15 protein-coding genes are annotated in these 13,797 nt (G+C 51.9%); 8 read left to right on the top strand and 7 right to left on the bottom strand.

Annotated elements, in window-relative coordinates; all coding sequences use genetic code 11:
* Positions 1–21 precede the first annotated feature (21 nt).
* The 4 genes from BLW97_RS09035 to BLW97_RS09020 are packed head-to-tail and all read left to right on the top strand — an operon-like array spanning position 22 to position 2,390.
* On the top strand, positions 22–543 hold the full coding sequence (locus BLW97_RS09035) for a sigma-70 RNA polymerase sigma factor region 4 domain-containing protein (RefSeq protein WP_065973448.1): 522 nt from the start codon (positions 22–24) through the stop codon (positions 541–543).
* The gene (locus tag BLW97_RS09030) at positions 540–1,388 is read left to right on the top strand and encodes a DNA adenine methylase (RefSeq protein WP_024893732.1); all 849 of its coding nucleotides are present in this window, start codon (positions 540–542) and stop codon (positions 1,386–1,388) included. Before BLW97_RS09035 ends, BLW97_RS09030 begins: the two co-directional genes overlap by 4 nt.
* Positions 1,388–1,855: a hypothetical protein gene (locus BLW97_RS09025; protein ID WP_024893731.1), complete on the top strand. Its 468-nt coding sequence runs from the start codon at positions 1,388–1,390 to the stop codon at positions 1,853–1,855. Before BLW97_RS09030 ends, BLW97_RS09025 begins: the two co-directional genes overlap by 1 nt.
* A 25-nt stretch (positions 1,856–1,880) precedes the next feature.
* Positions 1,881–2,390: a hypothetical protein gene (locus BLW97_RS09020; RefSeq protein ID WP_024893730.1), complete on the top strand. Its 510-nt coding sequence runs from the start codon at positions 1,881–1,883 to the stop codon at positions 2,388–2,390.
* Between the two features lie 58 nt (positions 2,391–2,448).
* On the opposite strand, the gene BLW97_RS09015 is transcribed toward BLW97_RS09020, so the two are convergent.
* Both BLW97_RS09015 and BLW97_RS09010 read right to left on the bottom strand, forming a co-directional pair.
* Entirely contained in the window at positions 2,449–2,970 is a 522-nt protein-coding gene (locus tag BLW97_RS09015; RefSeq protein WP_226831150.1) for a GNAT family N-acetyltransferase, read from the bottom strand.
* Positions 2,971–3,038: 68 nt separating this feature from the next.
* Entirely contained in the window at positions 3,039–3,359 is a 321-nt protein-coding gene (locus BLW97_RS09010; protein ID WP_024893728.1) for an isochorismate lyase, read from the bottom strand.
* Positions 3,360–3,454: 95 nt separating this feature from the next.
* Here BLW97_RS09010 and BLW97_RS09005 point away from each other — a divergent pair, with 95 nt between their 5' ends.
* Entirely contained in the window at positions 3,455–3,601 is a 147-nt protein-coding gene (locus tag BLW97_RS09005; RefSeq protein WP_226831152.1) for a hypothetical protein, read from the top strand.
* 218 nt (positions 3,602–3,819) lie between these two features.
* Here BLW97_RS09005 and BLW97_RS09000 read toward each other — a convergent pair whose 3' ends face one another.
* The 5 genes from BLW97_RS09000 to BLW97_RS08980 all read right to left on the bottom strand — a co-directional run bounded on the left by BLW97_RS09000 (position 3,820) and on the right by BLW97_RS08980 (position 8,981).
* Positions 3,820–4,113, bottom strand: coding sequence for a hypothetical protein (locus BLW97_RS09000; RefSeq protein WP_024893727.1), 294 nt, complete (start codon positions 4,111–4,113; stop codon positions 3,820–3,822).
* A gap of 59 nt (positions 4,114–4,172) precedes the next feature.
* Entirely contained in the window at positions 4,173–4,982 is an 810-nt protein-coding gene (locus tag BLW97_RS08995; protein ID WP_024893726.1) for an alpha/beta fold hydrolase, read from the bottom strand.
* Positions 4,983–5,138: 156 nt separating this feature from the next.
* Positions 5,139–5,687, bottom strand: a complete 549-nt coding sequence (locus BLW97_RS08990; protein ID WP_226826112.1) for an SCP2 sterol-binding domain-containing protein — start codon at positions 5,685–5,687, stop codon at positions 5,139–5,141.
* A 316-nt stretch (positions 5,688–6,003) separates the two neighbouring features.
* Positions 6,004–8,232 carry a putative bifunctional diguanylate cyclase/phosphodiesterase gene (locus BLW97_RS08985; protein WP_024893725.1) on the bottom strand — a complete coding sequence of 743 codons (2,229 nt, stop codon included), beginning with the start codon at positions 8,230–8,232 and terminating at the stop codon, positions 6,004–6,006.
* A 266-nt stretch (positions 8,233–8,498) separates the two neighbouring features.
* Positions 8,499–8,981: a transposase gene (locus BLW97_RS08980; RefSeq protein WP_139112054.1), complete on the bottom strand. Its 483-nt coding sequence runs from the start codon at positions 8,979–8,981 to the stop codon at positions 8,499–8,501.
* A gap of 241 nt (positions 8,982–9,222) precedes the next feature.
* On the opposite strand from BLW97_RS08980, the gene BLW97_RS08975 reads away from it, so the two are divergent.
* The 3 genes from BLW97_RS08975 to BLW97_RS08965 all read left to right on the top strand — a co-directional run bounded on the left by BLW97_RS08975 (position 9,223) and on the right by BLW97_RS08965 (position 13,687).
* Positions 9,223–9,606 carry a DUF6750 family protein gene (locus BLW97_RS08975; protein ID WP_024893723.1) on the top strand — a complete coding sequence of 128 codons (384 nt, stop codon included), beginning with the start codon at positions 9,223–9,225 and terminating at the stop codon, positions 9,604–9,606.
* Between the two features lie 109 nt (positions 9,607–9,715).
* Complete coding sequence (locus BLW97_RS08970) at positions 9,716–12,745, top strand: hypothetical protein (RefSeq protein ID WP_075322961.1); 3,030 nt, start codon at positions 9,716–9,718, stop codon at positions 12,743–12,745.
* 51 nt (positions 12,746–12,796) lie between these two features.
* Positions 12,797–13,687, top strand: coding sequence for an antA/AntB antirepressor family protein (locus tag BLW97_RS08965; protein ID WP_075322960.1), 891 nt, complete (start codon positions 12,797–12,799; stop codon positions 13,685–13,687).
* The last annotated feature ends 110 nt before the right edge of the window (positions 13,688–13,797 follow it).

Here is a 13,797-nt window from a genome sequence, read left to right as displayed (position 1 = left end):
AAAAAGAAAGGAGACAGCGCATTGGCTAATGCACCTTTAACCTGGGCTACCATTCTCGCGGACGAAGTGATCGCAGCGCGCTCTTCGCCGGAAATACTGCAGGAATTACTGCAAAGGGCGGACCCGTTTTTATACCGTCTGGCTGAAAAACATCACCGTTATCATCCCTGGGATGAAGTCGAGGATATTTATCAGGAACATCGGGAAACTTTTATCCGGTGTATTCATAAATATGATGTTTCGCGGTCATTTGAGGGACGCGGATTTATTATTTACCTGAACTGGCAAATTCGTACGGATTATCGCAGTCATTACCGGCGCATTGATGCTGAATTTTCCCTGCGTGAACCGGATGCGGATACGGATAATACGGCGGGATTCTGTGCGGATATGGAACCCTATCTGCAAAAAGCCCTGCTCTCCCTGACCCCCGAAGATCAGGATATCTTCCTGCGCTATCTGAACGGCGAACATTATCCACTGCGCATGATGGACCGGATTCAGCGGGAAATCCGTTATTTTATGCTGGAGGAAATCGCATGAGCGTAACACCCGCTTTTGCCTGGTTGGGTGGAAAGAACCGCCTGCGTGACCGGATTGTGTCTTATACCGTCGATGCGCCCCTGTATGTGGAACCGTTTGCCGGGGCCTTGAATGTCCTGCTGGCACGGCCCGCCAAAAACCGGGAAGTCGTCAACGATCAGGACCGCCGGATCGTGAATTTTTATCGGGTGTTGCAGGATGACACCCTGCGCGGGCATTTGCTGCAAAAACTCAAATACACCCCGTATGCCCGCGCGGAGTTCGGGCGGGCGCTGCAAATCCTGCGCACATCGGACGAAAAAAACAGTGTGGACCGCGCCTGGGCTTTTTTCGTGGCCCAGAATCAGGGGCTTTCCGGTAATGGTTGCAATGCCTCCAATGAAAATAATTGGGGGATTTCCAAAGAGCGTGACATCGCGGCCCGTTTTCGCTGGCATGTGGCGGAACTGGAAAAACTCGCAGAACGGCTTTCCGGCGTGATTATTGAAAACCGGGACGCTCTGGCGCTCATCCAGACCTGGGATGCGCCCTATGCCGTTTTCTATTGTGATCCACCCTATGTGCCCGATACCCGTAAAATGGGGCACCGCTCCCGCTATCAGGCCGAAATGACGCGGGAAGCGCATCACCAGCTCATTGATATCCTGCTGAACCTGAAAGGTGAGGCCATCCTGTCCGGGTATCGGGACAAACACATCCATCAACCGCTGGAAAATGCCGGCTGGCAACGCCTGGATATGCAAGTGTCCCTGCATGCCGCCGTGCAGGACAAAACTCAGAAGCGCATAGAATGTCTCTGGCTGTCTCCGGGTATTCAGCGGCAGCAAATGGGGTTGTTTGCCTGATGGATTATCGTAAGGCTGCCTGGGAACTGGCGCAAAACGGCCAGATCGATGAGGCCATCACCGCCTGGACCCTGGCGCAACGTAATGGCGATACCAGCGCTGTTCTCCGGGAAAACCTGGAACTGGCCCAGGCCTGGTTAAGCGGCACCCCCAAAGACGGTTTTTTGCGGAAAGACGGCGATACGCGCCTGTTGGATCATTTGCTGCATCTGCAAAAAGAGATCGGCAACCAGGACGATTTGGATATTGCCATTCAGGCCGCACTCAATGAATGGCGGATCTCCCCGAACAGCAACCTGTATGACTGGACTCTGAACCAGATACGCAGCGGCGTAGGTTCTCCGGCAAAAATCCTGGTGCTTTCGGCTATCGGGGAATACCTGGAACAATCCGTCGAAAAAGCCTGTTCTGCGCAACTCGTCCTACCTTCCGCAAAAAACGGCACCACCCTCAGATCAAAGTGCTGATCGGAAAATCTGAAAGGGGGTCGCCGTGAATCTCATTACCATGTTTGCCCATCTGGGCGGCAGTCTGCCACCCGTACTGAAAATGGTATTTGGTCTGTCCTATGTCATCGGGGGCGCGTATGTGTTCATCGCACTGCGCCGTCTCTGGAAAATGGGAAGCGGTGATCCGCATATCCATACAGAAAGCATTGTTATGGGCATGGCGATTGCCGGTTGTCTGATTGCTGCACCGACCGCCGTAGGTGCGGACATCGGTACCTTTTTTGTGACCAATACCCCGTCTCCCCTGCAATACACCGGACCCGGCGGAACAGAAATGACCACAGCCGTCAAAGCCATTGTCCTGTTCATCCAGATTGTCGGCGTCATTGCCATTATTCGCGGATTCATGATCCTGCGGGCCACCGCGCACGGCAATTCCCGAAGCACAGTAAGCAAGGGGGCTATACATATTATCGGCGGCGCCTTTGCCGCCAATGTAGTCGGCGCCGCCCTGATGCTAGGCAATACGGTCGGCATCATTCTGCCTTTCTGAAAAAATATTCAGAGACAAAAAAGTATCATCCTGACGTTTGAGGGCCTACCTGTTCGCGCTACATTTCCTGTGACGACAACCGCATGTGAATAAGAGCAACTCGAACTCCTTTCCTGTCTTTCCGCTCCTCAACCGCATATGGATGAAACCCCAATTGCGTGTAAAGCAGGAGGCCGGCAACGTTTTGATTGAAGCACGACACCGTAACCTCGGTGGCCTGATGCTTTTCGAAAGCAAGTCCAATCATCTGTTCGATGAGATAGCGGCCTACGACGCGCTCACGAGTTGCAGGTGACACGATGACATTACCGATGGAACAACAACCGCCAAACTCCCAGCGGTAGAAATTTGCAAAAGCAATGACTTCACCATCAAGCTCGGCTACGGATGAATCTGAACGTTGCGCTACGGCGTCCCACAACTGCGAAAAAGACAACGGGAATTTCGCCTTGGGGAACATGAAAAATAGTTCGTCTTCACTTTGTGGAAATCCGCAAATGAAATGAATGTCTTTCTTGTCAACGGGTCGATGCGTCAGTGACATGCGCTTAAGCCCTTCACCGGGATAGCCAGTAAACAAACCCTCACCACCCCAACACCGCTGTACTCAGCCCGTAGATCATCAAACTCGGCCACTGTGGCAATTTGCTATATCGTCCGTTGATGAATCTTCCATCGTTTCATCTCCTCTTCGATAAAGTGGCTCACCAAATCACTGTATAGCCTTGCGATTGCATCCGGATTCAGGCCTTCCAATTGTGCCCATTCACGGCGCAGCTCCAGCATGGCCTTAAAGCGTTCTGGTGAACGAACCGATATTTCGGAGGTTTTGAACTTTGATGCCTCGACAACATATTTGAACCGTTTCCCGAGCATCGCAATAATTGCGCGATCAATGCGGTCTATCTCTCGGCGAATATCATCCATCCCGGAACAATCCTCTGGCTCTACTTGATTTTGAAAATCCATTCATTCAGCTCCATAGTTGTTTGGCCGATAAATCAGCTATCCTGATACCTTGTATACAGTGCATCCATTGGATCACAGATCCTACCACGGTAAATTTGTTCTCAGCCACTCCGCATACAGTCAGCACCATTGTCGCCAATCTGGAACGCGCCGGGGCCATCTTGCGCCATCCGCATCATTACCATGGTCGTATCCAGCAAATTGATCTCAGCGAGACAGGCAAGTCCTTATTGGGGATGTAAGCCCAAACCGCCGAAATTTCCGTCTGTATCGCCTTAAGGTGTTATCTACCGTAAGACAAGTCCGCAGTGTATCTGTGTTTACATCTATTTGGCACTCACACCCTGATTGTGTCTTAATGAATGTCAAAATCATACAGTAGGATTTTCATTGGGTTACGCTGTAGGCGGAAATTTCGGCGGTTTGGACTTACATCCCCTACATGCTTCAGGATGAAACTTTATTGACGGATGATACTCCATTGTCCTTTAACAGCGAGCTTGGGATATTCCTTGGCCAACGCCGATCCCGGACCCGCATTCTTCCGCCAGAAACCTTTGTTGTCGAGATTAAAACTGTAGAGCATATACTGATCATCTACGCAATAAATATGCGTTCTGGCCTGACCCCGGACTTCGTAGGCAGCCCCCCGCTGCTCGGCCCCTAACAAGGGGCCGGGCCGATAGAAGCGGTTAAACCGGCCTGGACTACGATTGGGACCCGGATCGGGATCGCCACCCGCTGTGGCGTCCACCTCGCGGCTTAATTGGGAGGTCCTCAAACGTCAGGATGATTTTTTTGTCGCTGAACAAGTTAAGTGAAATAATCTTCGACTACTCCCTTCAATTGTCTTGCAACATATTTGTCTTCCATGGCCATAAAATGGCCGCAATCGATCTCAATCTTGTCACTTTTTTCGATGTGAATGCAGGCTTCGTCAACGGAAGGAGATGACGTATACCGGTCTTTTCTGCCATTAATAAACAGCGTTTCGGTATCAATATTGGAAATCGCCCGAATAGCTTCGTCCTTGTCGATAGACAAGGTTCGCTGGAAATGCTCGTGCAAATAGGTAACCTCGCTGTCGGTCAACGCGGACAGGTATTTCTTGTTGGCTATTTTGAGTCGATCAGGCAGGAATTCCCCCAATGTTTCATTCACCAGGTCGGAAAATTCATGCATTTCGCCCGCGTTCAGGCGATGAGCCATTCTGTGGATGAGTGATTCCATGTCGTTTGAGACACCGAAAGAAAATGCTCCGACAATGGCCTTTTTGACAGCAGCCGGGCGATTCGCCAATGCGAGCAAGGTGGAGGCCCCGCCCCATGACATGGAACAAAGATATTCCGGTTGGTAGCGTTCACACAGATCCAACAGGATGTCCGACTCGGTTTGTCGTGTCGGACAATCGGCCTCAATGTTGTATTGGCGAGACCGCCCAATGCAGGGAGAGTCGAATAAAATCAGATTAAAATCGTCCAACGCGGAAATGGCCCATGAGAAAGAGGCCGTAGTCGACATGGCACCGTTCACCATCATGATGGTTTTGCGCACGACAGGAACACGTTGGACCTGGGTGACGTGAATCGTGTAGCCACAGGAAGCGAAGGTGCTGCTGGTCATCACTCGTTTTCTTTTCATCAGTATATTTACTCTTGAATTCACTTCAAAACATAGTGGCATCTTAAATCGAGTGCGGACGGTTTTTAAGCCATGCCGGTCTCGGCATCCACGACTTAAGATGCCCCTTTATTGGTACAACGATTGTAGTTTTTGGGTTCAGGATGCAGGAACAGTGGCAGGCACTTTCTTGATCAGTTTCAGAAACTCAGAAAAAGGTCCCATGTTTTCCATGGCTTCCATTTTCGGACCCTTGAAGTTGAGGCGCCCAAACATCATGGCCATTGCAGGTGAGCCCATGTGATGCCAGTCATGCGTCGTTGCCCACATTTTGTAGTCATAGTTGTAATTCAGGTCTGCAACCTTGATTGCACCACCATAGGTACACTCGGCCTTGCCATCTTTAGCAGCGATTTCTAACTGAACAGGAGGCGTACTCTTCATGCTGGAGTCATATATTTCCATGACTTTATAGCCTTTGCCACCATTGTTTTTGATCCATGAACCTGCAAGTTTTTCTGTAAGGGTTTGGTTATTGTTCCAAGCCGTACAAAGCTCCTTAGCCCAAGCCGGTGACATGAAAGCTGGTGTTGCTGTTGTGGTACTACTAGCCTTTGTGGAACCACTCGAATCTGCAGCAATAGCTAATGTAGAACCAGTGAGTCCCAATCCCAAAGCAGACACAATCATCATTTTTTTAAACATCATCTCTCCTTCTTAATAAATCATGAAATGCTTACATTGAGCATCAATTCAAGTGTATCTCTGATGTTTCATAGCCGAAACCAAGGTATTTTAATTTGGCGATAAATAATTATAAATTAATCAAATGCTGATTTATAAATGCGATGACGCGACTGGCCACACGTTTCAAAACCCGTCCTGCAGCACCTGGAATCGAGAAGCTGAATCAAGAGGAATTATCGAGAAAGACAACGGATTGATTGCCGGTGTTACCGTAACGGACACATCTGGCACCTCAAAACGGCTGTTTGGGGAAATCAGAAAGATTCCGATTCTATCCTCATGATATCTGCCGCTTTTTGCTTTTTTCTTCAAAATAAGTCTCCACTATAGCCTGTTCAAAATCCTCTACAGCTTGATCTACTGCGCTCCAGTCCGCTCCGCTTGGAGTGGCCAGCAAAAGAGCATCCATTACGGCAATGGCGCGATGGTACTCTCGATGCAGATGATCCAGTTTGTCCGAATTATCACATCCCAAGCGTTGGATATCTTTATGAAGGGGGCAGGCAGCGGCATCCGCCAGCGTTAAGTAATTTACTGCGCACGGAGATCGGCTAATGGTTTTTTTCAGTGCCTCGTGTTGCGCAAGGCGTGCAGCATATAGTCCAAGCAAGCTGAGCGGTCGATGTCGGTGCGGAAAAATGGTGTTTTTGAGGAATGCCTGCAATTCCGCGAACGGCATAGGCTTGGCAATGGCGTAACCCTGCATAAGCGTGCTTCCCATAACGGTGACTGCATCCAAAACATCTTCAGTCTCTACACCCTCTACCACGAGATCTACCTTCATGCCAGTGGCCAGGTCCTGAATGGCGCCTAAAAAATGAAGATCCTGCGGGCGCTGTTCAAGGGTGCGAACAAAACCCTGGTCGAGCTTGATTTCGTCAATAGGCAGGTCTTTCATGCGGAGCAGAGAGCTGTAGGCGCTTCCCACATCATCGAGCGCCAGGCGAAAGCCTAGTGCTTTTATTTCCAGGAGCAGATCCAACACGGTCTGGTGTTCCAGAAAATCCTCTCCCTCCAGAATTTCCAGCGTGATGCGCGATGCATCTACCGTGCTCTCGCCGAGTATTTCACGTAAGTAAGAGATGCAGTATCCCGACAGAGAGCGTGGATTGAGGTTGACAGACACCCATAAAGGCCATCCTTGGGCATCCAGCATCGAAATATCCTTCAATGCTTGGGTTAATACCAGTTTGTTGAGTTCAGAAAAGTCTTCACCGTGTAATTCCGGCAAAAACCGGGCTGGAGGCCAAACAGCCCCGTCTTTATCCCGCAGGCGTGCCAAAGCTTCGATGCCGACTATCTTGCCAGTGCGGCTATCCAGGATGGGTTGATACCAGACCGCCAATGCGCCCTGATCCAACAGAATCTGTGCGGGATTACGCCGATCTGCAAGGATTTCCTCGCCGAAAAGTGCCCAGCAACTTTTTCGCTCCGCTTTGTGGGCTTTGATTGCGTAGAGCGCCTGATCAGACCAGCGCAGCAGCTGATCCGCTTGGTCCGCGTCGGCAAAAGGATAAAGCGTTACACCCATGCTTGTCCCAATCTGAACGCTTTCACCATTACTCAAGAGGATGGGTGCGGGGATAATTTTTTCGATCTTTTGCAGGACGCGCGTGAGGTCGGCATGATCTGCCAAATCTTCCAGCAGGAGCACGAATTCATCGCCTCCGTAACGGGCAATAAAATCGGATTGACGTAACACGTTGGACAAACGTCTTCCCAGGATCACCAACACTTCATCGCCTATCTCATGACCGTAGGTATCATTGATGAGCTTAAAATCGTCCAGATCCAGCATGCAGACCGCCAGCAGACGATTGTGACGAATGGCGCGGAGCATGGCTTGCTCCATTTGCGTTTCCAGCGCCCGCCGATTGGGAAGATCGGTTAAAGCATCAGTATGCGCCAGACTTTTGAGAGTTTCCCGATACTGCTGTTCATTCCGACGTGTTTCCAGATGTTCCATGGCGTCAGCCATGAACACAGCCATCTTTTCCGCACTTTCAATCATGAGTTCTGGCGGTTCATGTTGTAAGCCGCTCAGAATAAATACCCCCCAGACAGAGGCATGTCGATGGATCGGCGTAGCCAAAAGCCACTGGATACCAGCGGTTTCAATCATCTGTCGCCATTCAGTCTGATTGGGATGTTGCAAATATTCGCTATGCGCATAATCAGCTACGAGCAAGGTGCGATTCTCAATCTGAGCACGGGTCGTAATGCTGCGCGCATGCGGATGGTCTGGCGGAAATAGGATTGCCACATTCTGTAGAACTATTTGTTGCAATGGACCGGAAACCGCCAAAGGCCGCAACATGTGATCGGCATCGGCCCGAGCGATGGCACAAGTATGAAACAGCCCGCTTTGATCCAGGCTGGCCAAAATCTGATCCAGAAGTACCTTTTGGGCTTGGTTCCAGGGCAGGTTTATACTCACTGTTAATGGGGCCTTGCTCATGCTGGAAAAAATATCCAACCAGATTTTTAGGGGGGATTGATTATCCATCTACTCAGGCCCTCTGCGAGTTTCTCAAGAATGTTACCCACTATATTCGTAAAAACGCTGCAAACAACAAAACTTCTCTTTAGGACGGGTTCACGCAGAACTAGGCACCTGCACTTTATTTCGTTTTCTAAAGGCGCCCTTATATTACGATTATGCCTCAATTTAATCAGTAAAAATACCTGACTATGAATTTTGCTGTCAGGGGGCAGAAATTTGTCTCGTGGATGCTACCGGTCAGGTCCGTCGGGTTTTGATTGGACTCGACCCTACTGCTGGATAAATGGGGCCTTTATAAGACAAAAAGCCGGGGCCGCACATTTTGTACTTGCCCAGGACAATTTCAAGCGCCATCGCCGCATGCATTGCCAAGGAACCGTCACGAAGCTCACATCAACGATTTGCCCGACCCTGGCCGCGTAGCCCGCTTCCCGCAGAAACGTATGAAAGGTCGTGAACAAGCGCTCTGTCAGTCGGGTCTCGGCGAGGGATTCACGGAATAGGCATAAGCCCGTGTGATCGGGGACCGCTACTTCTAACCCAATCCCCAGAAAAGGTTGAAAGCTGAGACGATCCCGAATCTGGTAGTCAGTCTGCTCATCACTGAGATTATGCAGCTGCTGCAGAACCATCATCTTGAAGAACCGTATCCGGTCATAGGGCTTCCTGCCACCCAGCCCTTTGGTCTTTGCCTTCGGCATGATCTCCAGAGTCGAGCGGAAGCGTTCCCGGGAAATCAGTCGATTCAGCAAGGGCAGACCATCACCCTATAAATCCCGTTCTCTCAACCGGCGATCTCCGGAGAAGATCCTGTTTGCCCAACCAATCCTGCCATGGCCGCTCTCCAGTTCAATCAACCACCTATATTTTACCAGTAAAAGTTTTTCGAGCTGCCCTATTTTGTCTGTTAACAAAAAAACTGAAAAAAAATTTCAGACCGTTTGTGAAAATCGGCACCACCCGGGTGGTTCAATCCCACAAGGAAGGTGTTCTATGAAGAAAATCGCAGCAAACAAATCGCGTCTCGTTACGCTCGCGGTCGGTACGGTCGCCCTGGCGTCTCCCTTACTGGCTTTTGCGGGCAACCAGGACCTTGCAACGGTTGTCAACCACGTCTCCAGCAACTATTCGGCCACATCGAAATTCATAACTGGCGGCGCTTATGTGATTGGCGCGGGTGCCATCCTGCATGGTATCCATCGCTGGTGGCAGAAGGCGCACGATAATAACGGCCAGATCAAGATGCACAGCATCGCTGTTCCCATTCTGGCCGGGGGTGCAGCCATTGCCATTGCTTATACAGCGGGCGTCCCGGTCGCTACCCTGTTCGGATCGGGAGCATCCAACGGGTCCGATTCGGGTACGACCAGCTATTAAGGCCCACACCACGATCCTGTTCAGGCTCTACCGGGTCTGGACAGGTTTTTTTGTCCGACAACCGGAATCGGCATCACCCGGATAGGTGAACCCGATAGAGGAAAAAATCATGAGTCTTGCCAAAGGTCTTTTCCGGGCGCTGAATCTGCCCCTTGAATCTCTGAGTGATCTCCATGCCCCCGATTATGCAGGGGCACAGAATCTCCAGAACGTGCCGCTGGATGCGGTTCTGGACAGTGGCGGACTGATCCGCTTCGGCATCATTCAGGGGGATTATTCCACCCCCGATCCCGAATTGTATCAGGCCATGCTCCACAAACTGCAAATCGGTCTGGTCACCCTGTTCCGTCAGCCGGGGCATACCCTGGACATCAGCTTTCATGTGGACCCTTCCCGATCCGCCGAATTTCTGGAAAGTCATCTGGCACCCTATCGCCAACAGGCAGAAAAGCATGGGTTGGATTTTGGCGCCATTTTTGACGCCCGCGTTCGGGACTTTCCCCGACACATCGCCCCGGAAGCCGTCATAGTCGCTTTGCGCACCGATCCATCCATACTGCTCCCGAATGAACAGAAACGCGCCAATGCCGCCCGCACCAGGCGCCGTGCACAGGCCCGGATGGGCGACTGGATACGCAACGGACAGGATGTGACTGCCGTTCTGCCGGAACTCCGGCATATCCATGACCAGGCGTGGAATACCCTCCTGAAAAGTCTGGATACCTGCGGCAATGTGATTATGGATGAGAAAAGCCGGAATAACGGGCTGCGCCTGGATACCCTGAGCATCGACCAGGCTATCGACTGGATGCGCAATGTCCAGCGCTCCGGTTTTCCCACCCTACCCGTTCAGGCACCCCTCTGGAAAAGCGCACTGGCGCGGCCCTCTCTGGGCAGCAATGGCACCCTGACCGCTACCGCGCCTCGTCTCGGCCTTTCCGCCATCCCTGAAGAACTGGAAATCCGCAAAGACGGCATCGTCCAGTCGGCACAAGGCATGTGCTTTGCGCCGGTCGTCATGAACCTGGGACCCGTCCATTCCTTGCCTTTTGCAGACCTGCTGGAAAATCTGGTCAAGGCGAATATTCCGGCGCGCCTCAATTTCCGGCTCATGCCCGGCAACTCCGGTGGTCTGGGTCTCAAAAAACTCGGTGCTGAAATGCTTTTTTTGACCACCAAGGTCACCGACAACGGGAACAGCCTGATCAAAGAGGCGATCCACGAAATGCAGCGTCACGCCAATCATGATCCGGTGGTTTTAATGCGCTCGGTAGCCGTCACCTGGGCATCAGGCACCAATGCAAAAGGTGAAAGTGCCGAAGAACAGGCGCAAATGCAGCAACAGACCCTGTTGCGCATGATCGAAACCTGGGGCAACCAGGAAGCCACTACCCGTTGTGGCGATCCGGTACATACCGTGCTGTCCAGCATACCGGGCCTTGTGGAAAAAATGGCCGCACCCGTCTGGCCCGCCAACCTGTCTGATGTATTGCCCCTGATGCCCCTGGATCGCCCGGCTTCACCCTGGAACCATGGCCCGTTTTTCCTGCGCGATCCCTTGCGGAAAATGCTGTCGGTCGGACACGACCTGAAAACCCCGATTATCAGTTTTACCGGAGCACCCGGGAACGGTAAATCCATGAGTATGGGCCTTCAACTTCTGAGTTTTTTATGGGATGCGGGCCAGGCGGAATTACCGTATATCTCTATCATCGACGTGGGTTATTCCAGTATCGAGTTCATCAAGGCCGTGCGGCAGGCTTTGGGCGAAAAGGCTTATCTGGCCCAGGGTTTTACCCTGTCTCTGCATGGCAGGACCATCAATCCTTTCGATACGCCTCTGGGCTTCCGCTTCCCAACCGCCAATCATCTGTCCTTCCTGAAAAACCTGATCAGCATAGTTTGTGGCGAAACCAGAGAGCGGCCCATCCTGAAACTGGCTGAGGCGATTACGGCGGCGGTCAACGCCTGTTATCTGTCCGTGGCAGATATGGGCCAGGGAAAACCCAAATTGTATCAGCCTGGCGTGGATGATCAGGTGGATGAAGCGATTGCCGCCTACAGAATCGGTATCGACAAGGCGACATCCTGGTGGGAGATCACCGACGCCCTGTTTGCGAAAGGCGATCTGACCATGGCCGGACGTGCCCAACGCTACGCAGTACCCGTTTTTCTGGATTTCATCAGCACCTGCACATCTGACAAGGATTTGTTTGCCAAGTACGGCGACCTGAAAGTCGAAAACCAGATGTCGCTGATTCCTTTTATCAACCTCAGCGTCAATGAAGCCGTCAGGAACTGGCCGGTCATGGCGGCGCCATCCACATTCGATTTCGGACAGGCCCGCATTATTTCCCTGGACCTCGCGGAAGTGACCCAGGGGCAGGATGACGCCTCCATTCGTCAGGCGACTGCCATGTATCTGCTGGCCCGCTTCAAAACATCCCAGAGTTTCCTTTTTACGAAAGAGGACGTGGAAACGGCCATCCTGACGCCTGAATACCGGACGTATCATGAAAAACGCGCCGAACAAATCAAAAGGGATGTCAAAATCAGCGTATGGGATGAATTGCACCGGACTGGCGGTTTACCGCAAATCCCGGATCAGATTGAACGGGATGGCCGCGAAGGCCGCAAAAGTGGACTGCGTATTCTTCTGGGCTCCCAATCTTTCCGGGATATCCCCCCTACCATTCAGGACATTCTCGGAGCCGCCTATATTATGGGGCTTGATGGAAAAGAAATTCAGACCGTGGTGGAGCGTACCGGCGTGGATCCGATTCTGGCGGCAAAAGCCGTCGATCACTGTATCGGGCCCGGCGAAAAAGGCGCGGGTGCACTGGTGTACTGGAAACGCGAAGATCGCCGCTATACCAGCCTGTCTTATGTGATTGCCGGTTCGGTCGAGCTTTGGGCGCTGACCACCCATCCGGAATCCCGCACCGTCAAGGAAATGATCCTCAAGGAAGTCCCCTATAGCGATACCCTCAACCTGCTTTCTGCCCGTTATCCTTCGGGCACTATCAAAAAAGAACTGGCCCGCCGCAAAGGGCTGGCAACGGGCGGAGAAGATTTTCTGACCGAAATCGCACAGGAGATCATCCGCATGTACCAGACATCCTTGTTGGAAAGGCGCTGAAAAAATCGGCATCACCCTGGTGTCAGTTACTCATCAGGAGATTTTTTTACCATGCCCCATCAGACCATCGGAACCTTGTTGCCTCTGCACACCCGTCAAATAGACGACAACGCGATCCAGACCGTCAATGCCCGCGACCTGCATACCTTTCTGGAAGTGGGCAAGGACTTCTCCACCTGGATCAAGGACCGTATCGATAAGTACGATTTCATTGAAAACGTAGACTATGTTCCCCACTCCCCAAAATTGGGGAGTGGGGAAAATCAACAAGTTACAGGATTTACTCCCGGCATTCTGCGCAAAGACTATTACCTTTCTCTGGATATGGCGAAAGAACTGGCCATGATCGAGCGTACCCCCAAGGGCAAGGAAGCCCGGCGCTATTTCATCGCTTGCGAGAAGCAGCTACGGGCACAATCTCTGGCCGGTGAGCAAGGCTCTGGCCTTGGCACGGTGCAGTCCGGCGGCATCCCCTTCCATGAACAAGCAGACCAGAATCGGTTAAAGGCAAACTGGAACCGTTCGGTAGCGGAACTTGCGAAATCCTATTCGGCCATCTATGTGGCTCTGGGTATTCGTGGCCCGCAGCGTCTTTTGGCTGTTGAAAACGCCATGCGCGAAAAGGAAAACATCGAAATCGGCCAGATCGCGCCGCTTCCCGGCCCCGCCCAGACCAGCAACAACAGTTATGCCGCTATCGTCGAGGATCGGTTAATTTCCCCTACACAAATTGGGCAGGCCATCGGCAAGAATGCCCGTCAGGTCAATCTGCTGCTGGAAGATTTGGGCTTGCAGGTCCGCGAGGGCAAGGACTGGATACCGACACCGGACGCGAAAGGTTTTTATGAGTGGGTGGAAACCGGTAAGCGCCACCATTCCGGCGCACCCGTTACCTGCCTGCGCTGGCGCGAAACCGCCATCCTGGAAAAATTCCCGCATTAGAAAAAGCACCATCGAAAAACGGCATCACCCTTACAGATGCTGAGCTTTTTCGGGCTGAAAGCCCTATGCAGGCTGCAGGCCCTTTCAGGCTAAAAGCTCTTCAAGGGACA

The organism is Acidithiobacillus albertensis (assembly GCF_001931655.1).
Lineage (GTDB): Bacteria > Pseudomonadota > Gammaproteobacteria > Acidithiobacillales > Acidithiobacillaceae > Acidithiobacillus > Acidithiobacillus thiooxidans.
This window is presented reverse-complemented; position numbering and strand designations above follow the sequence as displayed.

Excerpts from the sequence above, each read along its gene's own strand:
- BLW97_RS09025 (WP_024893731.1), top strand. The coding sequence starts at position 1,388 with ATGGATTATCGTAAGGCTGCCTGGGAACTGGCGCAAAACGGCCAGATC.
- BLW97_RS08965 (WP_075322960.1), top strand. The coding sequence starts at position 12,797 with ATGCCCCATCAGACCATCGGAACCTTGTTGCCTCTGCACACCCGTCAA.
- BLW97_RS09030 (WP_024893732.1), top strand. The coding sequence starts at position 540 with ATGAGCGTAACACCCGCTTTTGCCTGGTTGGGTGGAAAGAACCGCCTG.
- BLW97_RS08970 (WP_075322961.1), top strand. The coding sequence starts at position 9,716 with ATGAGTCTTGCCAAAGGTCTTTTCCGGGCGCTGAATCTGCCCCTTGAA.
- BLW97_RS08995 (WP_024893726.1), bottom strand. The coding sequence starts at position 4,982 with ATGACCAGCAGCACCTTCGCTTCCTGTGGCTACACGATTCACGTCACC.
- BLW97_RS08975 (WP_024893723.1), top strand. The coding sequence starts at position 9,223 with ATGAAGAAAATCGCAGCAAACAAATCGCGTCTCGTTACGCTCGCGGTC.
- BLW97_RS08985 (WP_024893725.1), bottom strand. The coding sequence starts at position 8,232 with ATGGATAATCAATCCCCCCTAAAAATCTGGTTGGATATTTTTTCCAGC.
- BLW97_RS09010 (WP_024893728.1), bottom strand. The coding sequence starts at position 3,359 with ATGGATTTTCAAAATCAAGTAGAGCCAGAGGATTGTTCCGGGATGGAT.
- BLW97_RS08990 (WP_226826112.1), bottom strand. The coding sequence starts at position 5,687 with ATGATGTTTAAAAAAATGATGATTGTGTCTGCTTTGGGATTGGGACTC.